The organism is Fructilactobacillus sp. X8R2C1, assembly GCF_059900955.1.
This window is the reverse complement of sequence record NZ_JBWXVI010000001.1, coordinates 45,984-68,903: the sequence shown is the minus strand read 5'-3', so window position 1 is coordinate 68,903 and position 22,920 is coordinate 45,984. Positions and strand designations below refer to the sequence as shown.

The following is a 22,920-nucleotide window of genomic DNA, read 5'->3' as shown; positions in this document are numbered from 1 at the left end:
ACTTTTACATGCCTAGAAAAGGAAAAGTGCAAAAAAGAGAAATCCTTCCTGATCCAATCTACAACTCAAAATTGGTTTCTAAATTAATTAACCATTTGATGTTAGATGGTAAAAGAGGGACTGCATCAGAAATTTTATATGGTGCCTTTGATATGATCAAAGAACAAACTGGTAACGATCCAGTTGATGTATTTGAAGAAGCAATGAAAAATGTTATGCCAGTTCTTGAAGTTAAGGCCCGTCGTGTTGGTGGATCTAACTACCAAGTTCCAATTGAAGTTCGTCCTGATCGAAGAACTACTTTAGGCTTACGTTGGATTGTTAACTATGCAAGACTTCGTGGTGAACACACCATGACTGAACGTCTTGCAAAAGAAATCATCGATGCTTCAAATAACACCGGTGCAGCAGTTAAGAAGCGTGAGGATACTCACAAAATGGCCGAAGCTAACCGTGCCTTTGCGCATTATCGTTGGTAATCAGCTTTTAGTTTTTAACTGTAAGTGGGTGGCTAAAGCGATTTAGCCACTTTTTTAAAATAATGAAATTGTGAATGATTGAGAGGAGTTAAATAATGGCTAACAAGCGAGAATTTCCGTTAGACAAAACTCGTAATATTGGTATTGTTGCCCATATTGATGCCGGTAAAACTACTACTACTGAACGTATCTTGTACTATACCGGTCGTATCCACAAAATTGGTGAAACCCATGAAGGGGATTCACAAATGGACTGGATGGAAGAAGAAAAAGAACGTGGAATTACTATTACTTCAGCTGCTACCACTGCTGAATGGAAGGGTTACCGTGTTAACATCATTGATACCCCAGGACACGTTGATTTTACTGCCGAAGTTGAACGTTCATTACGTGTGCTAGATGGTGGTATTGTTGTTTTGGATGGTCAAGCCGGTGTTGAACCACAGACTGAAACCGTATGGCGTCAGTCATCAGACTTTGCTGTTCCACGAATTGTCTTCATTAATAAGATGGATAAAGTTGGTGCTGACTTTGATATGTCAGTTAAAAGTTTGCATGACCGTTTAGGTGCTAACGCCCAGGCCGTTCAGATGCCAATTGGTGCTGAAGCTGACTTTGCTGGTGTAATTGATTTAATTACCATGCAAGCCTATGTTTATGATGAAGATAAAGAAGGTTCAGAATGGGATGTTGATGAGATTCCAGCTGACATGCAAGAGGAAGCTCAAAAGCGTCATGATGCTTTGATTGAAGCCGTTGCAGACGTTGATGACGCCGTAATGGAGAAGTTCCTTGATGGTAAAGAAATTTCACAAGAAGATCTTAAAGCTGGAATTCGTCGTGCCACTTTAAATCTTGATTTCTACCCAGTCTTTGCTGGTTCAGCTTTCAAGAACAAGGGTGTTCAGATGTTGATGGATGGAGTGGTTGACTACTTACCATCACCACTTGATGTTCGTCCTTACACTGCTACTGACCCAGATGATGACGACAAACAAGTTGACATCCGTGCTAACGATAAGGAACCATTTGCTTCATTAGCATTTAAGATTGCTACCGATCCATACGTTGGTCGTTTAACTTATATCCGTGTCTATCGTGGTACCTTAAAGGCTGGTTCATACGTTTTGAATGCTACGAATGGCAAACGTGAACGTGTTGGTCGTTTACTACAAATGCACTCAAATAATCGTCAAGAAATTCCAGAAGTATTCTCAGGTGATATTGCAGCTGCAATTGGTTTGAAGAATACCACTACTGGTGATTCTTTAACCGATCCAGACCATCCATTACGTCTTGAATCAATGGAATTCCCAGAACCAGTTATCCAAGTTGCCGTTGAACCTAAGACTAAGGCTGATCAGGATAAGATGAATGATGCTTTGCAAAAGTTATCTGAAGAAGATCCAACTTTTAGAGCTGAAACTAATCCAGAAACTGGCCAAACTTTGATTGCCGGAATGGGTGAACTTCAGTTAAACATTTTGATTGAACGGATGAGACGTGAATTTAATGTTGAAGCTAACATTGGTGCTCCCCAAGTTGCCTACCGTGAAGCATTTACTAAACCAGTTAAGGCCGAAGGTAAGTTTATTCGTCAGTCTGGTGGTAAAGGTCAATATGGTGATGTTTGGATTGAATTTACACCAAATGACGAAGGAAAAGGATTCGAATTTGAAGACGCCATCGTTGGTGGAGTTGTTCCAAGAGAATTCATTCCTTCAGTTGAACAAGGTCTAAAAGAAGCCATGGAAAATGGTGTATTAGCCGGATATCCATTGATTGATTTGAAAGCTAAATTATATGATGGTAGTTATCATGAAGTCGATTCAAGTGAAGCTGCCTTTAAGATCGCTGCTTCCATTGCTTTGAGGGAAGCTGCTAAGAAGGCTGATCCAGTTATTCTTGAACCAATCATGAAAGTTGATATTCGTGTTCCAGAAGAATACATGGGTGACGTCATGGGACAAGTTACCGCACGACGTGGAAACGTTGAAGGTATGGAAGCTCAAGACAAGGCACAAAACATTCATGCAATGGTTCCACTATCAGAAATGTTTGGTTATGCTACCGATTTACGTTCTGCTTCTCAGGGACGTGGAACATTTGTTATGAGTTTTGATCATTACAGTGCTGTTCCTAAGAGCATCCAAGAAGACATCATTAAGAAAAATGGTGGAAATAGTAAAGAAGAAAAGTAATTTTTTGTAAAAGTTCTAGAAATTGAAAAAGTTTCTGGAACTTTTTTTATACTTAATGTGATGAGAAGCCTTGAAAAATAAGAGAATATCGGGTATGATAGTTAAGTACTCGGTTTTGGGGGAATAGACTGTCCAAAATTAGTACAACATTTAGCTTTGATGTGGGAGGTTGCGACACACCCGGCCGCTTTGCCATGCGAGGATGTGCCGGTAATTTCCACGGAGCTAGTCTTATTTTGAAAATAGACGAAGGAGGGAAAAACATGGCAAAAGAGAAGATTCGTATTCGTTTGAAAGCTTATGAACACCGTATTTTAGATCAAGCTGCTGACAAGATTGTGGCAACCGCACAACGTACTGGTGCTACTATTTCTGGTCCAATTCCATTACCAACGGACAGAACTCTATATACCGTATTGGCATCACCATTTAAGTACAGTAAAGCTCAAGAACAATTTGAAATGTTAACTCACAAGCGTTTGATTGATATTTTGAATCCAACACCTAAAACTGTTGATTCATTAATGAAGTTAGACTTGCCAAGTGGTGTTGACATCGAGATCAAACTATAATAATTACAGAATATCGGAGGTGTACTCATGGCTAAAAAAGGAATCTTAGGTAAAAAAGTCGGAATGACTCAAGTTTTTACTGATAACGGAGAACTCGTTCCAGTTACTGTTGTTGATGTAACTCCTAATGTTGTCTTACAGGTTAAGAACAGCAAGTCAGATGGTTACGATGCAATTCAACTTGGATTCGATGACAAGCGTCCAGTATTAAGCAACAAACCTGAACAAGGTCATGTTAAAAAAGCAAAAACTACTCCTAAGCGCTTCATTCGTGAAATCAGAGATGTTGACTTGGGAGATTACAAAGTTGGAGACGAAGTTAAAGCTGACGTATTTCAACCAGGTGACGTCGTTGACGTAACGGGTACTACTAAAGGTCATGGTTACCAAGGTAACATCCACAAAAATGGACAACGTCGTGGACCTGAAACCCACGGATCAAGATATCACCGTCGTCCCGGTTCATTAGGTGTCATTATTAACCGAGTTGTTAAAGGAATGAAATTACCAGGACGAATGGGTAACAATCGCGTTACCATTCAAGACCTTGAAATCGTTAATGCTGACGTTGAGAACAACGTACTATTAATCAAGGGTAACGTTCCTGGTGCAAACAAATCATTAGTAACAGTTAAAACATCTGTTATTGAATCAAGAAAATAAGAAAGGAGGAACCGTAGATGGCAAGCGTAACATTATACAAACAAGATGGTAGTAAACAAGGAACAGTTGATTTAAACGATGCTGTTTTTGCCGTTGAACCAAATGAAAACGTTGTTTATGACACTGTCGTAATGCAAAGAGCATCACAACGCCAAGGTACTAATGGTGTTAAATCTAGAGGTAAAGTGCGTGGTGGTGGTAAGAAACCATGGCGTCAAAAAGGTACTGGTCGTGCTCGTCAAGGTTCTATTCGTGCCCCACAATGGGTTGGCGGTGGAGTTGTCTTCGGCCCAACTACTCGTTCATATGCATATCACCTTCCAAAGAAGGTTACTAGATTAGCTGTTAAGTCAGTTCTTTCTGAAAAAGTTGCAAATGATGATTTAGTAGTAGTAGATTCATTAGACTACAAGGCTCCAAAAACTAAAGATTTATCAGATCTTTTGAAGAAACTTGACGCATCAACTAAAACATTAGTAGTTTTGGAAGATAACAATGAAAATGCTGCACGTTCTGCAAGAAACATCGAAAATGTGCAAGTTATTAATGCTAAAGGTGTTAACACACTTGATGTATTAAACAACAACAAGGTTGTTATTACAAAGGCTGCTCTTTCTCAAGTAGAGGAGGTGCTCGCATAATGGAAGCACGAGATATCATTTTACGTCCGGTAGTTACTGAAGCTTCAACTGATGTAATGGACGACAAAAAATATACTTTTGATGTTGATGTACGAGCAACTAAGACTCAAGTTAAAAATGCTGTTGAAGAGATTTTTAACGTTAAAGTTGTTAAAGTTAATATTATGAATGTAAAAGGTAAGAAAAAGCGACAAGGTCAATATGTTGGACGTACTAAGAAACGTCGTAAGGCTATTGTTACTTTGTCCAACGATTCTGACGAAATTAAAATTTTCTCAGAAGAATAATCTTTGAATAGGAGGGAAATAACGTGGCTCTAAAAAAGTACAAACCAACTACTAATGGCCGTCGTAATATGACTAGTATTGACTATAGTGAAATTACTACTAACGTGCCAGAAAAAAGTTTAGTTGAGTCAAATGCTCACAGCGGTGGTCGTAATAGTCAAGGTAAGATGACTGTTAGACATCGTGGTGGCGGAAACAAGCATCGATACCGTCTTATCGATTTCAAACGTGATCATGATGGTGTTCCTGCAACCGTTAAAACCATCGAATATGATCCAAATAGAACTGCAAATATTGCTTTAATCGTTTATGAAGACGGAATTAAATCATACATCATTGCACCTAAAGGATTAAAAGTCGGAGACGTTGTTGAATCTGGTAAGGATGCTGATATTAAGGCTGGTAATACCCTTCAATTAGCTGATATTCCTGTCGGTTCAACCATCTTTAACATTGAATTGAAACCTGGCAAAGGTGGACAACTTGTTCGTTCTGCTGGAGCTTCAGCACAGTTACTTGGTAACGAAGGAAAGTATGCATTAGTTAAATTACCATCTGGTGAAGTTAGAATGGTACTTTCAGTTTGCCGAGCTACTATTGGTAGTGTTGGTAATGATGAACATGGATTAGTTGTATGGGGTAAAGCTGGTAGAACTCGTTACCGTGGTCAAAGACCTCACGTACGTGGATCTGTTATGAACCCTAACGATCACCCACATGGTGGTGGTGAAGGTAAGGCTCCAGTTGGTTACCCAAGTCCATTGTCTCCATGGCATAAGAAGACAACTGGTAAGAAGACTAGATCAAAGAAAGCACGTTCAAACAAGTTTATTGTTAGACACCGTAAAGGTTCAAAGATGTAGTCTGAATTATTTATTTATTGAGTAATCGCAGAGGAGGTTTCATAATGAGTCGAAGTTTAAAAAAGGGACCTTTTGCCGATCAATCATTATTAAAAAAGATCGATGCACAAAAAGATCAAGATAAAAAATCGGTAATTAAAACATGGTCACGTCGTTCAACCATTTTCCCAAGTTTTATTGGATACACCATTGCTGTTTACAATGGTAGAAAACATGTCCCAGTTTATATTCAAGAAGACATGGTGGGGCACAAGCTCGGAGAATTCGTACCTACGCGTACTTTCCATGGACATGGAAATGGCGACGCAGATAAAAAAACAGTTTAAGCAAGGAGGATAACCAATGGCTGAACAACAAGTTACATCAGCAAAAGCTACTGCAAAGACTGTTCGTATCGCCGCTCGTAAGGTTCGCCTTGTTGTAGATCTTATTAGAGGTAAAAGCGTATCAGAAGCTACTGCAATTTTGAAATTCACCCCTAGAGGTGCTTCACCAGTTGTAGAAAAGGTTTTGATGTCAGCTGTAGCAAATGCAGAAAATAATTTTGATTTAGATCGTCAAGATCTAGTTGTTAGTGAAGCATATGTTAACGAAGGACCAACTTTAAAACGTTTCCGTCCCCGTGCTAAGGGTTCTGCTTCACCAATCAACAAAAGAACTAGTCACATTACAATTGTAGTGTCAGAAAAGTAGGAGGGATAAACGTGGGTCAAAAAATTAATCCAAATGGTTTACGAATTGGCGTTAACCGTGGTTGGCAAGCTAAATGGTATGCTAACGACGATAAATTCGCTTCATACTTAAACGAAGATTTAAAAATTCGTAACTATCTAGCAAAGAGACTCGCTGATGCTTCTGTATCAAGTGTTGACATTGAGCGTGCTGCAAAACGTGTTAATGTTTCTATCCATACTGCCAAGCCAGGAATGGTTATCGGTAAAGGTGGAGCAGAAGTTGAAAGTCTTCGTAAAGAATTAAACAAATTGACGGGACGTCGGGTTCATGTCAATATTGTTGAAGTTAAAAAACCTGATTTAGAAGCTGATCTTGTTGGTGAAAACGTTGCAAGTCAGCTTGAAGGTCGGGTAGCATTCCGTCGTGCAATGCGTCAGGCAATGCAAAGAGTTATGCGTTCTGGAGCTAAGGGCGTTAAAGTTCAATCTTCAGGTCGTTTAAATGGTGCTGATATGACACGAATTGAAAGATATTCAGACGGAAGTGTTCCACTTCATACACTTAGAGCTGATATTGACTATTCATGGAATGAAGCAGATACTACTTACGGTAAAATCGGTGTTAAGACTTGGATCAACCGTGGTGAAGTTTTGCCCGATAAACCGGAGGAAAAAACTGAAAAAGGAGGGAAATAAGCATGCTAGTACCTAAACGTGTTAAGTTCAGAAGACAGCACAGAGGTAAGTTGCGTGGTCACTCAAAGGGTGGAAACACTGTTACTTTTGGTGATTATGGTTTGCAAGCACTTGATTCACATTGGATCAGTAACCGACAAATCGAAGCTTGCCGTGTTGCCATGACTCGTTATATGAAACGTGGTGGAAAAGTTTGGATCAAAATTTTCCCTCAAAAATCATATACTGAAAAAGGTATCGGTGTTCGAATGGGTAAAGGTAAAGGTACCCCAGCTGGTTGGGTTTCAACTGTCAAGCGCGGAAAGGTTCTTTTCGAAGTTGGTGGTGTTTCCAAAGAAACTGCTGAAGAAGCTTTACGTTTAGCTTCAATGAAGTTGCCTGTTAGAACCCGAGTTATTAAACGTGAGGAAGTAGGTGGCGAATCAAATGAAGGCTAAAGAAATTAATGAATTAACCACTGATGAAATGCGGGCTAAGGAACAAGATTACAAGAAAGAATTGTTTAATCTTCGTTTTCAATTAGCCACTGGTCAATTGGAAAATACTGCTAGATTGAAGACTGTCAGAAAGACAATCGCTAGAATCAAGACAGCACTTAGACAACAAGAACTGAAGAAATAGAATACGATAGAAAGGAAGGTTAATACTTTATGAGCGAAGAACGTAACGAACGTAAAAGTTACAGAGGTCGTGTGGTTTCAGATAAGATGGACAAAACCATTACTGTTGTCGTTGAAACTTACAAGACTCATCCAACTTACGGGAAACGTATTAAATATTCTAAGAAATATAAAGTTCAAGATGAAAATAACGAAGCAAAAGTTAACGATATTGTTGACATCATGGAAACTCGTCCATTGTCTAAGACTAAGCGCTTCCGTCTAGTAGACGTTGTTGAAAAGGCAGTTATTATCTAGCTTTTTTATCTATCGTATTCTGATTTTAAGTTGAAGGGAGGACACTAACCATGATCCAACAAGAGAGTCGTTTAAAGGTTGCTGACAACTCTGGAGCACGTGAACTTTTGACTATCAAAGTCCTAGGTGGTTCAAGAGTTAGATATGCAGGTATCGGTGATGTGATTGTTGCTACTGTTAAACAAGCAACACCAGGTGGCGTTGTCAAAAAAGGAGACGTCGTTAAGGCCGTTGTAGTCAGAACTAAGTCTGCTGCACATAGAACTGACGGTTCATATATTCGTTTCGACGAAAATGCCGCTGTTTTGATTAACGATGATAAGAGTCCTAAAGGTACCCGTATTTTCGGTCCGGTAGCTCGTGAATTACGTAGTAATAATTTTATGAAGATCGTTTCATTAGCGCCTGAAGTACTTTAATACTATTGGAAAACAAGGAGGTGCCAGGATTATGTTCTTGAAAACTGGTGACAAAGTTCGTGTTATTAGTGGTAAAGACAAGGGTAAAGACGGCAAAGTCGTTAAAACCATTGCTGCTAAGAACCGTGTAGTTGTTGAAGGAATCAACAAGATCAAGAAACATCAAAAAGCTTCACAAGACAATCCCCAAGGTGGAATTGCTGACGTTGATGCTCCAATTGATGCTTCAAATGTAATGTTAATTGATCCATCTACTAACGAACCTACAAAAGTAAGCTTCGTGGTTAAAGATGGTAAAAAAGTTCGTATTTCAAAAAAATCACAAAAACCAATCGATTAGGATTGGAATTGAAAGGAGGAAATTAATCGCATGGCAGCTCGCTTAGAAGAAAGATACAAAGAAGATATTCTCCCAACGCTCGTTAAGAAATTTGATTACTCATCAGTTATGGAAGCCCCAAAACTTGACAAGATCGTTTTAAACATGGGTGTTGGTGATGCTGTAACAAATTCTAAAAACCTTGATGAGGCGGTTCATGAATTAAGTTTAATTTCTGGACAAAAGCCTATCGTAACTAAGGCTAAAAAATCAATTGCCGGTTTCCGTCTTAGAGAAGGAATGCCAATTGGTGCCAAAGTTACATTAAGAGGAGAAAGAATGTATGACTTCTTGGATAAGTTAGTTAATGTTTCATTGCCACGTGTTCGAGATTTCCACGGTGTAAGCAACAAATCATTTGATGGTCGTGGAAATTACACATTGGGTATCAAAGAACAACTAATTTTCCCAGAAATTAATTACGATGATGTTAACCGTGTTAGAGGTTTAGATATCGTACTTGTTACAACCGCTAATACGGATGAAGAATCACATGAATTGTTAGCTCAATTCGGAATGCCATTCGCTAAATAGGAGGTTTAATATTGGCTAAAAAATCATTAATTAAAAAAAGTGAACGTCCAGCTAAGTTCTCAACACAGAATTACACTCGTTGTGAACGTTGTGGTCGACCTCGTGCGGTTTACCAAAAGTTTCACTTATGCCGAATTTGTTTAAGACAACTTGCCCATAAGGGTCAAATTCCCGGCATGAAAAAAGCTAGTTGGTAAAATTATAAAACTGAAAAGGAGGTTTCACGTTTATGTCCATGACAGATCCAATTGCAGACTTTTTAACTCGAATTCGTAATGCCAATATGGCAAGACACGATTCAGTTGACGTTCCTGCATCAAAAATCAAAAGAAACATTGCCGAAATTTTGAAGCGTGAAGGCTTTGTACGCGATGTGGAATACATCGATGACGATAAACAAGGTGTTATCCGTGTATACCTTAAGTATGGAAAAGATAATCAACGTGTAATCACTGGTTTGAAGCGAATTTCAAAGCCAGGATTACGTTCATATGTTAAATCAGATGATGTTCCTAAAGTTTTAAACGGTTTAGGAATTGCTATCATTTCAACTTCAGATGGTGTTATTACTGATAAAGAAGCTAGAGACAAAAAAGTCGGTGGCGAAGTATTAGCATACGTTTGGTAAAAATTAAAAAAGAATTGGAGGTGTTAATATGAGTAGAATTGGTTATAAAACTGTTGATCTTCCAGACGGTGTTGAAGTAAATCATAGAGGTACTAACGTAACTGTTAAAGGACCAAAGGGTACTTTAAATGCTACAATTTCACCAGAAATTAAAATGCAAGTTAAAGGTAACGAAGTGAACTTTACTCCAACTGGTAAGTATGACAACAAAGAACGTGCCCTACACGGTACAACACGTGCTAACTTCAATAACATGGTTGAAGGTGTTACAAATGGATTCCACAAGACACTTAAGCTAGTTGGAGTTGGATATCGTGCTCAATTAAAAGGTAGTACTTTGACTCTAAACGTTGGTTACTCAAACCCCGTTGAAGTTCAAGTTCCAGAAGATCTTACCGTAGCTGTTCCAGATAACACTACTATTAACATTAGTGGGATCAACAAGCAACATGTTGGTGATTTTGCTGCCGAAGTTCGTTCATACCGTTCACCAGAACCTTACAAGGGTAAAGGAATTAGATATGAAAATGAACATATTACCCTCAAGGAAGGTAAGACTGGTAAGTAATTTAACAATATAAAAAATAAGAGGTGACTATTTTGATTTCCAAACCAGACAAGAATAAAACACGTAAAGTTCGTCATAATCGTGTTAGAAGTAAAATTTCTGGTACTGCTGAGTGCCCACGTTTGAACGTTTTCCGTTCTAATAAAAACATTTACGCTCAAGTTATTGATGACGTAAAGGGTGTAACGCTAGCTAGTGCCTCAACTGTTGACAAGGAAGTTTCCGGAGACAACAAATCAGAACAAGCCGCAAGCGTTGGTGCTTTAGTTGCTAAGCGTGCAGTTGAAAAGAATGTTAAGAATGTTGTTTTTGATCGTGGTGGATACTTATATCACGGACGTGTACAAGCCCTTGCAGATGCAGCACGTGAAAATGGACTTGAATTTTAAAAAAGGAGGAATATAACGCACATGGCAAAGTTTATTAATCCAGACAAACTGGACTTAGAAGATAACGTTGTTGCTATCAACCGAATTACTAAGGTTGTTAAGGGTGGTCGTCGACTACGTTTTGCTGCATTAGTTGTTGTTGGTGACAAGAATGGCCACGTTGGCTTTGGTACTGGTAAAGCTCAAGAAGTTCCTGAAGCGATCAGAAAAGCCGTTGATAGTGCCCAAAAGAACTTAATTGAAGTTCCAATCGTTGGAACTACTATCCCTCACGAAGTTATCGGTCGTTTTGGCGGTGGAAAGATTATGTTGAAGCCTGCTGAAGAAGGTTCCGGAGTTGCTGCCGGTGGTGCCGTTCGCTCAGTTATGGAATTAGCTGGTGTAAACGATGTTACTAGTAAGCGTTTAGGCTCTGATACACCAGTAAACGTAATTCGTGCAACTTTTGAAGGTCTTAAGGAACTTAAGAATGCTGAAGAAATTTCATCATTACGTGGTGTCTCATCAGATCACTTAACCGAATAATAAGGAGGGGTTAGAAGATGGCTCAATTAAAGATTACTTTAGTTCATAGTGCTGCTCACCGTCTCCCTAAACAACGTAAGATTGTTAAGGCCCTTGGATTGGGACGAGTAAATAGTAGTGTTATTAAACCTGATAATGAAGCAACTCGTGGAGCTCTATTCAAGATTGCTCATTTAATTAAGGTTGAACAAGTTGATTAATATTCTTTAAAAGATAGGGAGGTGCAATTCAATGAAGTTAAATGAATTAAAAGCTGCTAACGGTTCACGTTCATCAAGAACTCGTTTAGGTCGTGGTCTTGGTAGTAAAGGTAAGACTTCAGGTCGTGGCCAAAAAGGTCAAAAGGCTCGTGGCAAAACTCGTGTTGGTTTTGAAGGTGGCCAAATGCCTTTATACCGTCAAATTCCAAAACGTGGATTTACCAACTTCAACAGAAAAGTTTTAGCGATCGTTAACTTAGCTGATTTAGATAATTTTGATGATGGCTCAGAAGTAACTCCAGATGTATTGATTCAAGCTGGAATGATTAAGGGCTCAAATGATGGCGTTAAAGTTCTTGCAGATGGCAAGTTAACTAAGAAGCTCACTGTTAAAGCTAACAAATTCTCAAAGAGTGCTGAAAAAGCAATTGAAGATGCCGGCGGTAAAGCTGAGGTGATTTAATGTTCACTACCTTAAAGAATGCCTTTGAAGAAAAAGATATTAGAAAAAGGATTTTATTTACCCTTTTTATATTGGCAGTTTTCCGTTTAGGTGCTTACATTACTGTGCCTGGAATCAATGCGGAAGCTTTGCAAAGTGTTGCATCCTCAGGTTTAGTTAATGTATTGAATATGTTTAGTGGTGGTGGATTAACTAATTACTCATTATTTGCAATGGGAGTTTCACCATACATTACTGCACAAATTGTTGTTCAGTTACTTCAGATGGATATCGTTCCTCGATTCGTTGAATGGGGGAAACAAGGTGAAGTCGGAAGGCAAAAATTGGATCAGGTAACAAGATGGTTAACGATTGTTTTAGCATTTGTCCAATCAATTGGTATTACTGCTGGATTTAATGCTTTGAGTAGTCTTCATTTAGTTAAGAACCCTGGAATGGGAACTTACATTAGTATTGGTTTAATTTTGACTGCTGGTACAATGCTCACTACGTGGATGGGCGACATGATTACTGACAAAGGAATTGGTCAGGGAGTTTCAATGATCATCTTTGCTGGAATTGTTGCTGAAATGCCAAGTGGAATTATGAGTGTTTATCGTCAATACGTTGAAGGTACACCAATGAATGAAATTTGGAAGCCAGCTCTTTTCATTATTGCCTTGATTATTGTAATTTTGATTATTGTTACCTTTGTTACTTGGGTACAACAAGCTGAACGTAGAATTCCAATTCAATATACTAGAAGAACATCAGGTTCACCAGACAGCAGTTACCTTCCCTTGAAGGTTAACGTCGCTGGAGTTATTCCAGTTATTTTCGCAAGTGCATTTATTTCCACTCCTCAAACGATTTTGATGTTTTTCACCAAAAACTTTCAAGGATCCGGATGGTATGAATTTTTAAGTAAGTTGTTTAACATGCAGACCCCACTTGGAGCTGCGTTTTACACCTTCTTAATTGTTGTATTTACTTTCTTCTATGCGTTTGTTCAAGTTAATCCACAGAAATTGTCGGAAAACTTACAAAAACAAGGTAGCTACATTCCGGGAGTATGGCCTGGTCGTGAAACTCAGTTATATATTTCTCGATTGTTGATGAGACTTAGTACCGTTGGTGCTTTGTTCTTGGGTATTGTTTCTCTAATCCCATTGATTGCACAAAATGTTTGGAACTTAAACGAATCAATTGGACTAGGTGGTACTAACCTCTTGATTATCGTTGGAGTTGCTATTGAAACCATTCAACAAATTAGAGGATTAATGATGAGAAAAGAGTACGTTGGATTTATTCAAAGTACTCCGGATGATAACAAGTAGTGGAGGAATTTAAATGTCAATGAATTTATTACTAATGGGTCTTCCAGGAGCTGGAAAAGGTACTCAAGCTGAATTCATTGTTGAAAAATATGGGATTCCACATATTTCAACTGGAGACATATTTAGGGCAGCAATGAAAAACAAAACTCCCATGGGAATTAAGGCTCAACAATACATCGATAAGGGTGAATTAGTTCCTAATGATGTTACCTGTGGGATTGTTGAGGATCGTCTTAAACAACCTGATACTGACAAAGGTTATTTGTTAGATGGTTTTCCTAGAAACATTGATCAGGCTAAAAGCCTTGAGGAAATGACTAGGAAAATGAGCAAAGAGTTGAATGCAGTTATTAATATTGAAGTCGATCCAAGTGTTTTAATCAAACGTTTGTCGGGTCGTTTCATCTGCAAAAACTGTGGCGCAACTTATCATAAATTATATAAAAAACCTATAGTTGATGGTACTTGTGATGTTTGCGGTGCTCACGTCTTCTATCAAAGAAGTGATGATAAACCTGAAACTGTCAAGAATCGTCTGAAAATCAATGAAAAGAGTAATGCTCCTTTAATTGACTTTTACAAGGATCGCGGCATTTTGCATTCAGTTAAGGGTGATCGAGATATTGCAGACGTTAGTAACGACATTGAGAAAATTCTAAGCAATTTAAATTAGTAAATTGTCGTTTGATTGCTGGAATGTCAGTGATGTGGTATATTATAGTTTGTATGTCTATTTGTAAGTGATACTTACGAGTTTAGTAATTTTGGAGGATTATTCGTGTCTAAAAATAATGTAATTGAAGTTGAGGGTAAGGTTTCAGAGACTTTACCTAATGCAATGTTTAAGGTCGAGCTTGAAAATGGTCATGAAATTTTGGCACACGTTTCTGGCAAGATCAGAATGCATTACATTCGGATCCTACCAGGAGATCGTGTAACCGTTGAAATGTCACCGTATGATTTAACAAAGGGTCGAATTACTTATCGATTTAAGTAAACCCTTCATATAGGAGGTTATAAAAAATGAAAGTACGTCCATCAGTAAAAAAAATGTGTGAACATTGTAAGATTATTAAGAGAAAAGGCCGTGTGATGGTGGTTTGCCCTGTAAACCCTAAGCACAAGCAAAGACAAGGAAAATAAATAAATTAAAATTATAGGAGGTGGACTTTAATGGCTCGTATTGCCGGAGTTGATTTACCACGTGATAAGCGAATTGTTATTGCGTTAACATACATTTATGGTGTTGGAAACACAACTGCTCAGCAAGTTTTGAAAAAAGCTGGGGTATCAGAAGACGTTCGTGTACGTGATTTAACACCTGATCAAGAAGATAAGATCAGAGAAGCTCTTGATGGTTACACAATCGAAGGTGACTTACGTAGAGAAGTTACTATGAGTATCAAGACTCTTCAAGAAATCGGTTCATATCGTGGGATGCGTCATCGTCGCGGTTTACCTGTTAGAGGTCAACACACGAAAAATAACGCACGTACAAGAAAAGGTAAGAAAACCACAATCGCTGGTAAAAAATAATAAAGAAGGAGGCTATCAGTTTCTATGGCTAAAACTAAAAATACTCGTAAGCGTAAAGCAAGAAAAAACGTTGAGTCTGGTGTAGCACACATTCACTCAACCTTTAATAACACTTTGGTTATGATTACCGATGTTCAAGGGAATGCTATTGCTTGGTCATCAGCTGGTGCATTGGGATTCCGTGGAAGTCGTAAGTCTACCCCATTTGCTGCTCAAATGGCTGCTGAAGCAGCTGCTAAGACTGCAATGGAACATGGAATGAAATCAGTAGAAGTTGCTGTTAAGGGTCCTGGATCTGGTCGTGAGTCAGCTATTCGTGCTTTACAAAGTACTGGTTTGGAAGTTGCTGCAATTCGTGATGTAACTCCAGTTCCACACAATGGTTCTCGTCCTCCAAAACGTCGTAGAGTTTAATATTTAATGAACGTTAAAGTTTTAAATTACTCAATGCGTTTTGAAAGGGGTAGAGACTACAATGATTGAATTTGAAAAGCCAAACATTCACAAAATTGAAGAAACAGACAACTATGGTGAAATAGTTGTAGAACCACTCGAAAGAGGATATGGTACCACTTTAGGCAATTCACTTAGACGTGTCTTGTTGGCTTCATTACCAGGAGCTGCGGTTACTAGCATCCAAATTGATGGTGTTCTACACGAATTTTCAACTGTAAAGGGTGTAGTTGAAGATGTTACTCAAATTATCTTAAACGTTAAAAAGATTAATTTGAAAATTAACTCAGATGACAATGAAACAAAGTCAATGAGTATTAATGTAACTGGACCAGCCGATGTAACCGCAGGTGATATCGTAACTGATAGTGATGTTGAAATTTTAAATCCGGATTTGCACATTGCAACGGTTGCTGACGGAACTACATTCCACATGAACATGACTGCCAACAAAGGTCGCGGCTACGTTTCTGCTGAAGAAAACAAAGCCAAAAACGATGGTATGCCAATTGGTGTTCTACCAGTTGATTCTATTTATACCCCAATCGAACGTGTTAATTATCAAGTAGAAGATGCACGTGTTGGTCAACGTGATGATTACGACAAATTGACGTTAGACGTTTGGACTAATGGTTCAATTACACCTTCTGATGCAATTAGTTTGGCAGCTAAGATCTTAAATCAACATTTCCAATTATTTATTGATTTAACTGACAGAGCAAAGAATGCCAATGTTATGGTTGAGAAGGAAGAAAGCCATAAAGAAAAAATGCTTGAAATGTCAATTGAAGAATTGGATCTTTCAGTTCGTTCTTACAATTGTTTGAAACGTGCTGGAATTAATACTGTTCAAGAATTAACTGATAAGTCTGAAGCTGACATGATGAAGGTTAGAAATCTTGGCCGTAAGTCACTCGATGAAGTTAAAGAAAAATTAGCAGCATTAGGACTATCTTTACGTAAAGAAGACTAAAAAGGAGGATATCCGGTTATGAGTTATCGCAAATTACAACGTACGAGTGCTCAACGTCGTGCTTTGCTTCGTAATTTGACTACTGACTTAATTGTTAACGGTCAAATCAAAACAACAGAAGCTCGCGCTAAGGATGTTAGATCATTAGCCGACAAGATGGTTACCTTGGGCAAGAAGGGTGACTTGAATGCTCGTCGTCAAGCTGCAGCTTACTTGCAAAACACCATTGCTGATGTAAAAGAAGACGGAGATAGTATCAAAGTAACTAGTGCATTACAAAAGTTATTTGACGAAGTAGCACCAAAGTATACGGACCGAAACGGTGGTTACACACGTATTCTTAAAACAATGCCTCGTCGTGGTGACGGTGCACCAATGGTAATCTTGCAATTTGTCGAATAATTTCGATATTTGTTAAGAATAATAAATATTTCACTATAGGAATCACTAAGGTTAAAGGTATAAAGTGTTACGATGATGGATTTTCCAAGTCTAGCTTGAATGTGGTTAACTCCATGCGCCTTAATCTTTTAGTGATTTTTTTATACATAATTTTAATAATAGGAGAGCTGATTCCATGAATCCAATCATTAATGTTTCCAATCTTTCTTTTAGGTATAATAATGAAGATGATCATAAGGTATTAGATGATGTCTCTTTTCAGTGCGAACGAGGTGAATATATTTCATTAATCGGTCGCAATGGGAGTGGTAAAAGTACCATTGCCAAACTGGTTGATGGTCTTCTAACTCCTAGTGAGGGAGAAATTGTGGTAGATGGGATCAGGTTGGACTCTCATGGTAATGACCGCGAAACAAGAAAAGCAATTGGCTTAGTTTTTCAAAATCCAGATGATCAATTTGTTGGTGCCACGGTAGCAAGTGACGTTGCGTTTGGACTTGAAAATAGGGCGGTTCCAAGAGAAGCGATGAAGCCAAAAGTTAAATCGGCGTTAGAAAAGGTAGGAATGTGGGAATATCGAGACGAGATTCCTAGTAGTCTTTCTGGTGGACAGAAGCAACGGGTCGCAATTGCAGGAGCAATTGTGCTTGATCCTAAAATTTTAATTCTAGATGAAGCGACAAGTATGCTAGATCCTTTAGCTACTAGACAAATTCATCAAGTTGTCAACAAATTAAATCAAAAACAAAATATGACAATTCTCTCCATTACGCATGATATCAATGTGACGGCTAAATCCGATCGGATATTAGCACTTAATAATAATAAAATTGTATTTGACGGAAAACCAAGTGCTTTCTTTCAGAAGCATCAATTAATTGCTGATATGGATCTAGATCTTCCTTTTAGTGAGAAGTTAAGGCAGAAATTCCTTGATGCAGGATATGACATTACTGATAAGTACATGGATGATGAGGGGATGAGCCAATGGATAAGCACATTATTTTAAGTAACGTTGATTTTGTCTATCAACCCGGTCTGCCATCAGAAAGACAGGCTTTAAGTAATGTCAGTTTAAAGATTAATAAGGGTGAATTTTTGGGTGTTGTTGGAAAAACTGGTAGCGGAAAGTCAACGTTAGTTCAGATGATTAACGGATTATTGAAACCGACTTCAGGGAGTGTTACCGTTGGCAAAATCAAAATTAACAGTGAAACTAATAACCATAACCTAAGTGAGCTCAGAAAAAAAGTCGGGATGATTTTCCAGTTTCCGGAAAAACAACTGTTTGAAGATAATGTTCTAAAAGATGTATCTTTTGGTCCACTTAATTTTGGCGAAAATGAAGCAGTTGCAAAAAAGAGAGCCATTCAGGCGCTTTCGATTGTTGGCATTAATAAAGAACTGTATTCTCGTTCACCCTTTGAGTTGTCTGGCGGTCAAATGCGTCGGGTCGCAATTGCTGGAACGATTGCATGTGATCCAACCGTTCTCATTTTAGATGAACCAACGGTGGGATTGGATCCTAGTGGCAAGACTGAGATATTAAAGATTATCAAGCAACTAAACAAAAATGGAGTAACCATCATCATGGTTACTCACGATATGGATGTGGTGGCACAAAATGCTACCCGTGTTGTGGTTATGAATGATGGAAAAGTGTGTTCTGATTCAACTCCTAGGGAATTATTCAGCAATTACAAGTTAATCGATCAAAATTCATTAGCGCTTCCTGATTCTGTTCAGATATACTATGATTTAATTAATCGAGGCATCAGATTAAAAAAGATTCCGTTAACAGCGGATGAAGTTGTTAACGAAATTACGCAAAAACGAAGTGGAGTGAAGTAGAATCGATCAATTTGTGTTTGGAAAATACTTTCCTGGAAATTCATTCATTCATCGTTTAAATCCAGCTTTTAAGATTTTAGGCTCCGTTATCATTATTACGCTTATTTTGATGTGCAATAATTGGGTAAGTTATGGATGTATGACGCTTTTTACATTGGTACTGATATACTTATCTCATTCTCGAATTAAGATGCTTCTAAAGGGGATCAAACCCATTCTGTGGCTAATTATTTTTACGGTCTTGATTCAAGTGTTTTTTGGTCATGGCGGAACGGTTTATTTTCATTTATGGTTTATTTCCATCACTTCGTCAGGAATTATTAATGCGGTCATGATATTTATTCGATTGGTCCTCATTATCACGATTGCTACTATTTTGACCATCACAACCAGTCCATCGATGATTGCACTTGGAGTTGAGACGATTCTGAGACCGCTTAAGTGGGTTAAAGTTCCCACTGAAACGATTGGGATGATGGTTTCAATTGCACTGCAATTCATCCCCACCCTCATTGATGAGTTAAATGACATTATGAATGCTCAGAGAGCACGGGGCGTCGATTTTGGTAAAGGCAAATTAATGAAACGAGCTAAAAGCTTAGTGTCGCTGATTATTCCTTTGTTTGTTTCTTCTTTTCGTCATGCTGAACACCTTGCAGATGCCATGGAAGCTCGTGGATATTCTGATGAGGTCAAGCGAACTCATTATCAGCTCGTCTCTTGGACGGTCCTTGATTGGGTTGCTTTAGGGGTCATGATGGTTTTAACGGTTGTAATTATTTTAGTGAGGAATTAGATGAAAACTCGGTATAAAATTACATTTGCATATGATGGGACTAAATTTGCTGGCTTTCAAACGCAGCCCAAGCAGCGAACGGTGGAGGGAACTTTAACTAATATTATTAACAAAATGGCCCAAAAAAGTGGCAAGCATGTTTTACTTTATGGATCTGGCAGAACTGACGCAGGTGTTCATGCCCTAGGTCAGGTTGCCCATTTTGACTTTCCCTATGATTTAGGTGAGGAAAGTATGTTAAAGGGGTTAAACAGTATGTGTCCCTTGGATATTGAAATAATAAGTGTGCAAAAGGTTAATGCTGACTTTCATGCTCGTTATGATGTAACGGGGAAAAAGTACTTGTATCGGTTGGATTTAGGGCGCTTTACCAATCCATTTAAAAGAAATTATACTGCTCATTGGCGTTTTCCCGTTAATTTCGATTGGATCGAAGAGGCCATTCATGATTACGTTGGCAAACATGACTTTTCGTCTTTTGTTGCTTCCGGTGCAAAGGAGGGGAGTCGGGTTCGTACAATTTTCTCGGTTGATGCTAACTTAGATAAAGTTACTAATGAGATGCAGTTCGAGTTTTATGGTGATGGTTTTATGTATAATCAAATTCGGATTATGGTTGGGGTGCTGATGGAGATTGGACGGGGAAAGCGGCCAGTTCATGATATCCAACGATTGTTCAAAGTGAAGGATCGAAACGAAGCACGTTTAACAATGCCAGCTAATGGATTGTACTTAAAAAAGGTTTATTATCCAGGAGATGATCCAAAACATTCGAAACGAAAACATCATCCAGATGATTAAAATGAATTTGACTTTCAGAAGAAATGTTAGTACTATTGTAACTGGTATTGTTTGCCCCACGATAAGCCCCGGAAACTTATTAGGTGTCGAACAAACACGGAAACATGGAGGAATTAAAAGTGCATACAACATATATGGCTAAACCCGGCGAAGTAGATCGCAAGTGGTACGTTATTGACGCAGATGGCGTTGAATTAGGTCGTCTCTCAAGTGTCGTTGCTTCTATTTTACGCGGAAAAAACAAACCTACATTTACGCCAAACGTAGATACAGGTGACAATGTTATTGTAATCAATGCATCTAAAGTTGCATTGTCTGGTAAGAAAGCTAGTGGCAAGATTTATTATCACCACACATCTTACATTGGTGGACTTAAGTCAATTACTGCTGGTCAAATGAGAGCAGAGAAGCCTGATCGACTTATCGAAACTTCAGTTAAAGGTATGCTTCCTCACGGTACATTAGGTCGTCAAATCGCTAAGAAACTTCACGTTTATGCAGGTGAAGATCACACTCATGAAGCTCAAAAACCAGAAGTTCTTGATATTAAGAACCTAATTTAAGGAGGAAACACAATTGGCTAAAGTACAATATACCGGCACAGGTCGCCGTAAAGATTCAGTTGCTCGTGTACGCTTAGTACCAGGTACTGGAAAAGTTGTAATCAATGACAAAGATGTTGAAGATTACATTCCATTTCCTAATTTAAGAGAAATCATTTTACAACCATACAATGTTACTGAGACACTTGGTAACTATGACACATTAGCTAACGTTAATGGTGGTGGATATTCAGGACAAGCTGGTGCTGTTCGTTTAGGAATTGCACGTGCTTTACTTGAAGTTGATCCAGACTTTAGAGAATCCCTCAAGAAGGCTGGTTTATTAACACGTGACCCTCGTATGAAGGAACGTAAGAAACCCGGCCTTAAGAAAGCTCGTAAGGCTGGTCAATTCTCAAAACGTTAATCAGAAGATTATATTTTGTCGCTCATGTCCGCATGAGCGCTTTTTTATTAAATGGGTGAATTTAAAATGAAAAAGACACGAAATTATCATATTGCAATTTTGTCAGTTTTTATTTCCATTATTTTGATTCAAAACTTTGTTCCTATTTTAGGATATATTCCCGTTGGACCACTAAGTATTACGTTAATCCCCATTACCGTGATTGTAGCAACCCTAATGCTTGGTTTAAAGGATGGCTTTATTCTTGGCACGCTCTGGGGTGTAATTGTGTTTGTAAGGGCCTTTACGTGGCCTACTAGTCCAATTGCTCCACTTGTTTTTGAGAATCCGATTACGGCCATTTTACCGCGGGCTCTAATCCCGGTAGTTGCTTACTTTTCCTACAAGTGGTTAAAAAAATTACTTAATAATAAGCTTTCACTTGTGATGGCATGTGCTTTGGGTTCAATGACCAATACAATTTTAGTGCTGTTATTTATTTATATTTTTAATCGAAAACAAGCCCCAATCCTGTACCATGTGAGCGTTGATAAAATTATCTATGCCTTATTAGGGGTAGTTGGAACCAACGGTCTGATAGAAATGATTATTACAGCAATTGTTTGTCCAATTATCATTATTTCGTTAAATAAAGTAATCCAAAAATAAAAAAAGCAGATCATTACGATCTGCTTTTTGTTACTTTGATGCGTCCGATGATTTTTTGTCACCATCTTGTTTTGAATCATCATCTGGTCCCTCATCAGGATCTTTTTGAATTCGTGGAGCTTGCTTAATCATTTTAAGATCTTTGTGGTTAATAACGGTCTTGTTATGATACTTATCAATTATTTCTGGATCATCAGATTCAAATGTAATCAAAAAGGCATTATTGTAAGCTTTATCAATATAACCGGTAAAATCATTCTTTTCAAGTTTAAACGATACTTCATCGCCAACTTCAAAGGGTGATTTTTCGGTCTCTGTTTGTTCATCGTGTTTCTTTGCCAAACTGACCACCTCCAATTGTATTCAACTAATGAAATATAAACGAATAATTAACATTTGTCAATTTTTAACATTTTTGTAGTACAATTTAAACAGTAAATTTATTTGTAAGGAGGGTTAGTGTGGCTAGGAAAAAGAAGCAAAAGCAAAATAAGTTAGTTGCTTATGTCCTGACCGTGCTAATCCTGTTAGTCATGTTCGTTGGTGCTGTGATGATTTTAGGCAATTCTCATTTTAACCCGCGGTATGAACAAAATAATGTTAGTGTTCACCATAAGGAATTTATCAACAAGATTCTACCGAAGTCAGTTGAGATGCAACGGAAGTACAAAATTTTGACTAGCATTACCCTTGCTCAGGCTATTTTAGAATCAGATTGGGGCCAGAGTACTCTGGCCTCAAAATATAATAATCTTTTTGGTGTTAAAGCGGGTGCTGGACAAAAGAGTGTCACTTTGGACACGACTGAATATACGAGTGGATCACCCGCAATGGTTCACGGAAGTTTTCGCGTTTACAGTAATTGGGATGAGTCAATTGAAGATCATGCTGTTTTACTAGCTCATGGCACAGACTGGAACCCCATGCAATATAAAGAAGTTGTGTCGGCGGACAATTACGTCGATTCTGCCAAGGCTCTCAGTACCGATGGATATGCAACAGACCCGGCTTATGCAGACAAAATAATTAAAATCATTAAAAAGTATCATCTTAATCAATACGATAAACAATGATTTA

Annotated in this window: 40 protein-coding genes; 39 read left to right on the top strand and 1 reads right to left on the bottom strand. The window is 38.2% G+C overall.

The genetic code is table 11. The annotated features are described in order from the left end of the window. The first annotated feature begins 8 nt into the window (after positions 1-8). The 38 genes from rpsG to AC6UD6_RS00205 all read left to right on the top strand — a co-directional run bounded on the left by rpsG (position 9) and on the right by AC6UD6_RS00205 (position 21,843). Positions 9-479, top strand: a complete 471-nt coding sequence (gene rpsG / locus AC6UD6_RS00390; RefSeq protein WP_500693541.1) for a 30S ribosomal protein S7 — start codon at positions 9-11, stop codon at positions 477-479. A gap of 95 nt (positions 480-574) precedes the next feature. Continuing rightward, on the top strand, positions 575-2,680 hold the full coding sequence (gene fusA / locus AC6UD6_RS00385; RefSeq protein WP_500693542.1) for an elongation factor G: 2,106 nt from the start codon (positions 575-577) through the stop codon (positions 2,678-2,680). 263 nt (positions 2,681-2,943) lie between these two features. After that, complete coding sequence (rpsJ, locus tag AC6UD6_RS00380) at positions 2,944-3,252, top strand: 30S ribosomal protein S10 (protein ID WP_500693543.1); 309 nt, start codon at positions 2,944-2,946, stop codon at positions 3,250-3,252. A gap of 27 nt (positions 3,253-3,279) precedes the next feature. Further along, positions 3,280-3,915, top strand: a complete 636-nt coding sequence (gene rplC, locus AC6UD6_RS00375; protein WP_500695230.1) for a 50S ribosomal protein L3 — start codon at positions 3,280-3,282, stop codon at positions 3,913-3,915. A 17-nt stretch (positions 3,916-3,932) separates the two neighbouring features. Then, positions 3,933-4,556, top strand: coding sequence for a 50S ribosomal protein L4 (rplD, locus tag AC6UD6_RS00370; RefSeq protein WP_500695229.1), 624 nt, complete (start codon positions 3,933-3,935; stop codon positions 4,554-4,556). Continuing rightward, positions 4,556-4,843, top strand: a complete 288-nt coding sequence (rplW, locus tag AC6UD6_RS00365) for a 50S ribosomal protein L23 (RefSeq protein WP_500693546.1) — start codon at positions 4,556-4,558, stop codon at positions 4,841-4,843. The genes rplD and rplW overlap by 1 nt, the downstream gene beginning before the upstream one ends. Positions 4,844-4,866: 23 nt before the next feature. Further along, a complete protein-coding gene (rplB, locus tag AC6UD6_RS00360; protein ID WP_500693547.1) occupies positions 4,867-5,706 on the top strand; it encodes a 50S ribosomal protein L2 in 840 nt (279 codons plus the stop codon). Between the two features lie 44 nt (positions 5,707-5,750). Next, a complete protein-coding gene (gene rpsS / locus AC6UD6_RS00355) occupies positions 5,751-6,032 on the top strand; it encodes a 30S ribosomal protein S19 (protein ID WP_010022714.1) in 282 nt (93 codons plus the stop codon). 16 nt (positions 6,033-6,048) lie between these two features. Then, positions 6,049-6,399 carry a 50S ribosomal protein L22 gene (rplV, locus tag AC6UD6_RS00350; protein WP_010022715.1) on the top strand — a complete coding sequence of 117 codons (351 nt, stop codon included), beginning with the start codon at positions 6,049-6,051 and terminating at the stop codon, positions 6,397-6,399. An 11-nt stretch (positions 6,400-6,410) separates the two neighbouring features. Then, the gene (rpsC, locus tag AC6UD6_RS00345) at positions 6,411-7,076 is read left to right on the top strand and encodes a 30S ribosomal protein S3 (protein WP_500693548.1); all 666 of its coding nucleotides are present in this window, start codon (positions 6,411-6,413) and stop codon (positions 7,074-7,076) included. A 2-nt stretch (positions 7,077-7,078) separates the two neighbouring features. Then, a complete protein-coding gene (gene rplP / locus AC6UD6_RS00340; protein ID WP_500693549.1) occupies positions 7,079-7,513 on the top strand; it encodes a 50S ribosomal protein L16 in 435 nt (144 codons plus the stop codon). Continuing rightward, complete coding sequence (rpmC, locus tag AC6UD6_RS00335) at positions 7,503-7,697, top strand: 50S ribosomal protein L29 (RefSeq protein WP_010022719.1); 195 nt, start codon at positions 7,503-7,505, stop codon at positions 7,695-7,697. The genes rplP and rpmC overlap by 11 nt, the downstream gene beginning before the upstream one ends. Before the next feature lie 29 nt (positions 7,698-7,726). After that, entirely contained in the window at positions 7,727-7,993 is a 267-nt protein-coding gene (gene rpsQ / locus AC6UD6_RS00330; RefSeq protein WP_039144781.1) for a 30S ribosomal protein S17, read from the top strand. A 50-nt stretch (positions 7,994-8,043) separates the two neighbouring features. Next, the gene (gene rplN, locus AC6UD6_RS00325; RefSeq protein ID WP_039144780.1) at positions 8,044-8,412 is read left to right on the top strand and encodes a 50S ribosomal protein L14; all 369 of its coding nucleotides are present in this window, start codon (positions 8,044-8,046) and stop codon (positions 8,410-8,412) included. 31 nt (positions 8,413-8,443) lie between these two features. Further along, positions 8,444-8,752 carry a 50S ribosomal protein L24 gene (rplX, locus tag AC6UD6_RS00320; RefSeq protein ID WP_500693550.1) on the top strand — a complete coding sequence of 103 codons (309 nt, stop codon included), beginning with the start codon at positions 8,444-8,446 and terminating at the stop codon, positions 8,750-8,752. A gap of 30 nt (positions 8,753-8,782) precedes the next feature. Beyond that, entirely contained in the window at positions 8,783-9,325 is a 543-nt protein-coding gene (gene rplE, locus AC6UD6_RS00315) for a 50S ribosomal protein L5 (RefSeq protein ID WP_500693551.1), read from the top strand. Between the two features lie 11 nt (positions 9,326-9,336). Next, positions 9,337-9,522, top strand: a complete 186-nt coding sequence (locus AC6UD6_RS00310) for a type Z 30S ribosomal protein S14 (protein WP_010022727.1) — start codon at positions 9,337-9,339, stop codon at positions 9,520-9,522. Between the two features lie 32 nt (positions 9,523-9,554). Beyond that, complete coding sequence (gene rpsH, locus AC6UD6_RS00305; protein WP_010022729.1) at positions 9,555-9,953, top strand: 30S ribosomal protein S8; 399 nt, start codon at positions 9,555-9,557, stop codon at positions 9,951-9,953. 28 nt (positions 9,954-9,981) lie between these two features. Beyond that, a complete protein-coding gene (gene rplF, locus AC6UD6_RS00300; protein ID WP_500693552.1) occupies positions 9,982-10,521 on the top strand; it encodes a 50S ribosomal protein L6 in 540 nt (179 codons plus the stop codon). 32 nt (positions 10,522-10,553) lie between these two features. Beyond that, positions 10,554-10,910 carry a 50S ribosomal protein L18 gene (gene rplR / locus AC6UD6_RS00295; RefSeq protein ID WP_500693553.1) on the top strand — a complete coding sequence of 119 codons (357 nt, stop codon included), beginning with the start codon at positions 10,554-10,556 and terminating at the stop codon, positions 10,908-10,910. A 21-nt stretch (positions 10,911-10,931) separates the two neighbouring features. Beyond that, the gene (rpsE, locus tag AC6UD6_RS00290; RefSeq protein WP_500693554.1) at positions 10,932-11,435 is read left to right on the top strand and encodes a 30S ribosomal protein S5; all 504 of its coding nucleotides are present in this window, start codon (positions 10,932-10,934) and stop codon (positions 11,433-11,435) included. Between the two features lie 17 nt (positions 11,436-11,452). After that, positions 11,453-11,635: a 50S ribosomal protein L30 gene (gene rpmD / locus AC6UD6_RS00285; RefSeq protein ID WP_500693555.1), complete on the top strand. Its 183-nt coding sequence runs from the start codon at positions 11,453-11,455 to the stop codon at positions 11,633-11,635. Positions 11,636-11,666: 31 nt separating this feature from the next. Continuing rightward, a complete protein-coding gene (rplO, locus tag AC6UD6_RS00280) occupies positions 11,667-12,098 on the top strand; it encodes a 50S ribosomal protein L15 (RefSeq protein WP_500693556.1) in 432 nt (143 codons plus the stop codon). Next, positions 12,098-13,414: a preprotein translocase subunit SecY gene (secY, locus tag AC6UD6_RS00275; RefSeq protein WP_500693557.1), complete on the top strand. Its 1,317-nt coding sequence runs from the start codon at positions 12,098-12,100 to the stop codon at positions 13,412-13,414. Before rplO ends, secY begins: the two co-directional genes overlap by 1 nt. Positions 13,415-13,427: 13 nt before the next feature. Continuing rightward, the gene (locus tag AC6UD6_RS00270; protein WP_500693558.1) at positions 13,428-14,087 is read left to right on the top strand and encodes an adenylate kinase; all 660 of its coding nucleotides are present in this window, start codon (positions 13,428-13,430) and stop codon (positions 14,085-14,087) included. A 105-nt stretch (positions 14,088-14,192) separates the two neighbouring features. Further along, positions 14,193-14,411, top strand: a complete 219-nt coding sequence (gene infA, locus AC6UD6_RS00265) for a translation initiation factor IF-1 (RefSeq protein WP_010022742.1) — start codon at positions 14,193-14,195, stop codon at positions 14,409-14,411. 26 nt (positions 14,412-14,437) lie between these two features. Beyond that, entirely contained in the window at positions 14,438-14,557 is a 120-nt protein-coding gene (rpmJ, locus tag AC6UD6_RS00260; RefSeq protein WP_010022743.1) for a 50S ribosomal protein L36, read from the top strand. Between the two features lie 30 nt (positions 14,558-14,587). Next, positions 14,588-14,950 carry a 30S ribosomal protein S13 gene (rpsM, locus tag AC6UD6_RS00255; RefSeq protein WP_500693559.1) on the top strand — a complete coding sequence of 121 codons (363 nt, stop codon included), beginning with the start codon at positions 14,588-14,590 and terminating at the stop codon, positions 14,948-14,950. 24 nt (positions 14,951-14,974) lie between these two features. Next, complete coding sequence (gene rpsK / locus AC6UD6_RS00250) at positions 14,975-15,364, top strand: 30S ribosomal protein S11 (protein WP_010022745.1); 390 nt, start codon at positions 14,975-14,977, stop codon at positions 15,362-15,364. 61 nt (positions 15,365-15,425) lie between these two features. Further along, positions 15,426-16,376, top strand: a complete 951-nt coding sequence (locus AC6UD6_RS00245) for a DNA-directed RNA polymerase subunit alpha (RefSeq protein WP_500693560.1) — start codon at positions 15,426-15,428, stop codon at positions 16,374-16,376. An 18-nt stretch (positions 16,377-16,394) separates the two neighbouring features. Further along, positions 16,395-16,778 carry a 50S ribosomal protein L17 gene (rplQ, locus tag AC6UD6_RS00240; protein ID WP_500693561.1) on the top strand — a complete coding sequence of 128 codons (384 nt, stop codon included), beginning with the start codon at positions 16,395-16,397 and terminating at the stop codon, positions 16,776-16,778. Positions 16,779-16,953: 175 nt separating this feature from the next. Beyond that, positions 16,954-17,787, top strand: coding sequence for an energy-coupling factor transporter ATPase (locus AC6UD6_RS00235; protein ID WP_500695228.1), 834 nt, complete (start codon positions 16,954-16,956; stop codon positions 17,785-17,787). Beyond that, positions 17,766-18,629: an energy-coupling factor transporter ATPase gene (locus AC6UD6_RS00230; protein WP_500695227.1), complete on the top strand. Its 864-nt coding sequence runs from the start codon at positions 17,766-17,768 to the stop codon at positions 18,627-18,629. The genes AC6UD6_RS00235 and AC6UD6_RS00230 overlap by 22 nt, the downstream gene beginning before the upstream one ends. Before the next feature lie 13 nt (positions 18,630-18,642). Then, a complete protein-coding gene (locus AC6UD6_RS00225) occupies positions 18,643-19,425 on the top strand; it encodes an energy-coupling factor transporter transmembrane component T family protein (RefSeq protein ID WP_500695226.1) in 783 nt (260 codons plus the stop codon). Beyond that, complete coding sequence (truA, locus tag AC6UD6_RS00220; RefSeq protein WP_500693565.1) at positions 19,426-20,226, top strand: tRNA pseudouridine(38-40) synthase TruA; 801 nt, start codon at positions 19,426-19,428, stop codon at positions 20,224-20,226. A gap of 119 nt (positions 20,227-20,345) precedes the next feature. Continuing rightward, a complete protein-coding gene (gene rplM / locus AC6UD6_RS00215; RefSeq protein WP_500693566.1) occupies positions 20,346-20,789 on the top strand; it encodes a 50S ribosomal protein L13 in 444 nt (147 codons plus the stop codon). A gap of 13 nt (positions 20,790-20,802) precedes the next feature. Then, entirely contained in the window at positions 20,803-21,195 is a 393-nt protein-coding gene (gene rpsI / locus AC6UD6_RS00210; protein ID WP_010022758.1) for a 30S ribosomal protein S9, read from the top strand. A gap of 66 nt (positions 21,196-21,261) precedes the next feature. After that, positions 21,262-21,843 carry an ECF transporter S component gene (locus tag AC6UD6_RS00205; protein ID WP_500695225.1) on the top strand — a complete coding sequence of 194 codons (582 nt, stop codon included), beginning with the start codon at positions 21,262-21,264 and terminating at the stop codon, positions 21,841-21,843. Between the two features lie 30 nt (positions 21,844-21,873). On the opposite strand, the gene AC6UD6_RS00200 is transcribed toward AC6UD6_RS00205, so the two are convergent. Further along, positions 21,874-22,185, bottom strand: a complete 312-nt coding sequence (locus AC6UD6_RS00200) for a DUF2187 family protein (protein ID WP_500693568.1) — start codon at positions 22,183-22,185, stop codon at positions 21,874-21,876. Between the two features lie 119 nt (positions 22,186-22,304). Here AC6UD6_RS00200 and AC6UD6_RS00195 point away from each other — a divergent pair, with 119 nt between their 5' ends. Next, entirely contained in the window at positions 22,305-22,916 is a 612-nt protein-coding gene (locus tag AC6UD6_RS00195; protein WP_500695224.1) for a glycoside hydrolase family 73 protein, read from the top strand. Positions 22,917-22,920: the final 4 nt, after the last annotated feature.

Coding starts and splice junctions, on each gene's coding strand:
- rpsG (WP_500693541.1), top strand. CDS start 9: ATGCCTAGAAAAGGAAAAGTGCAAAAAAGAGAAATCCTTCCTGATCCA.
- fusA (WP_500693542.1), top strand. CDS start 575: ATGGCTAACAAGCGAGAATTTCCGTTAGACAAAACTCGTAATATTGGT.
- rpsJ (WP_500693543.1), top strand. CDS start 2,944: ATGGCAAAAGAGAAGATTCGTATTCGTTTGAAAGCTTATGAACACCGT.
- rplC (WP_500695230.1), top strand. CDS start 3,280: ATGGCTAAAAAAGGAATCTTAGGTAAAAAAGTCGGAATGACTCAAGTT.
- rplD (WP_500695229.1), top strand. CDS start 3,933: ATGGCAAGCGTAACATTATACAAACAAGATGGTAGTAAACAAGGAACA.
- rplW (WP_500693546.1), top strand. CDS start 4,556: ATGGAAGCACGAGATATCATTTTACGTCCGGTAGTTACTGAAGCTTCA.
- rpsS (WP_010022714.1), top strand. CDS start 5,751: ATGAGTCGAAGTTTAAAAAAGGGACCTTTTGCCGATCAATCATTATTA.
- rplV (WP_010022715.1), top strand. CDS start 6,049: ATGGCTGAACAACAAGTTACATCAGCAAAAGCTACTGCAAAGACTGTT.
- rplP (WP_500693549.1), top strand. CDS start 7,079: ATGCTAGTACCTAAACGTGTTAAGTTCAGAAGACAGCACAGAGGTAAG.
- rpmC (WP_010022719.1), top strand. CDS start 7,503: ATGAAGGCTAAAGAAATTAATGAATTAACCACTGATGAAATGCGGGCT.
- rpsQ (WP_039144781.1), top strand. CDS start 7,727: ATGAGCGAAGAACGTAACGAACGTAAAAGTTACAGAGGTCGTGTGGTT.
- rplN (WP_039144780.1), top strand. CDS start 8,044: ATGATCCAACAAGAGAGTCGTTTAAAGGTTGCTGACAACTCTGGAGCA.
- rplX (WP_500693550.1), top strand. CDS start 8,444: ATGTTCTTGAAAACTGGTGACAAAGTTCGTGTTATTAGTGGTAAAGAC.
- rplE (WP_500693551.1), top strand. CDS start 8,783: ATGGCAGCTCGCTTAGAAGAAAGATACAAAGAAGATATTCTCCCAACG.
- rpsH (WP_010022729.1), top strand. CDS start 9,555: ATGTCCATGACAGATCCAATTGCAGACTTTTTAACTCGAATTCGTAAT.
- rplF (WP_500693552.1), top strand. CDS start 9,982: ATGAGTAGAATTGGTTATAAAACTGTTGATCTTCCAGACGGTGTTGAA.
- rpsE (WP_500693554.1), top strand. CDS start 10,932: ATGGCAAAGTTTATTAATCCAGACAAACTGGACTTAGAAGATAACGTT.
- rpmD (WP_500693555.1), top strand. CDS start 11,453: ATGGCTCAATTAAAGATTACTTTAGTTCATAGTGCTGCTCACCGTCTC.
- rplO (WP_500693556.1), top strand. CDS start 11,667: ATGAAGTTAAATGAATTAAAAGCTGCTAACGGTTCACGTTCATCAAGA.
- secY (WP_500693557.1), top strand. CDS start 12,098: ATGTTCACTACCTTAAAGAATGCCTTTGAAGAAAAAGATATTAGAAAA.
- AC6UD6_RS00270 (WP_500693558.1), top strand. CDS start 13,428: ATGTCAATGAATTTATTACTAATGGGTCTTCCAGGAGCTGGAAAAGGT.
- rpmJ (WP_010022743.1), top strand. CDS start 14,438: ATGAAAGTACGTCCATCAGTAAAAAAAATGTGTGAACATTGTAAGATT.
- rpsM (WP_500693559.1), top strand. CDS start 14,588: ATGGCTCGTATTGCCGGAGTTGATTTACCACGTGATAAGCGAATTGTT.
- rpsK (WP_010022745.1), top strand. CDS start 14,975: ATGGCTAAAACTAAAAATACTCGTAAGCGTAAAGCAAGAAAAAACGTT.
- AC6UD6_RS00245 (WP_500693560.1), top strand. CDS start 15,426: ATGATTGAATTTGAAAAGCCAAACATTCACAAAATTGAAGAAACAGAC.
- rplQ (WP_500693561.1), top strand. CDS start 16,395: ATGAGTTATCGCAAATTACAACGTACGAGTGCTCAACGTCGTGCTTTG.
- AC6UD6_RS00235 (WP_500695228.1), top strand. CDS start 16,954: ATGAATCCAATCATTAATGTTTCCAATCTTTCTTTTAGGTATAATAAT.
- AC6UD6_RS00230 (WP_500695227.1), top strand. CDS start 17,766: ATGGATAAGCACATTATTTTAAGTAACGTTGATTTTGTCTATCAACCC.
- truA (WP_500693565.1), top strand. CDS start 19,426: ATGAAAACTCGGTATAAAATTACATTTGCATATGATGGGACTAAATTT.
- AC6UD6_RS00205 (WP_500695225.1), top strand. CDS start 21,262: ATGAAAAAGACACGAAATTATCATATTGCAATTTTGTCAGTTTTTATT.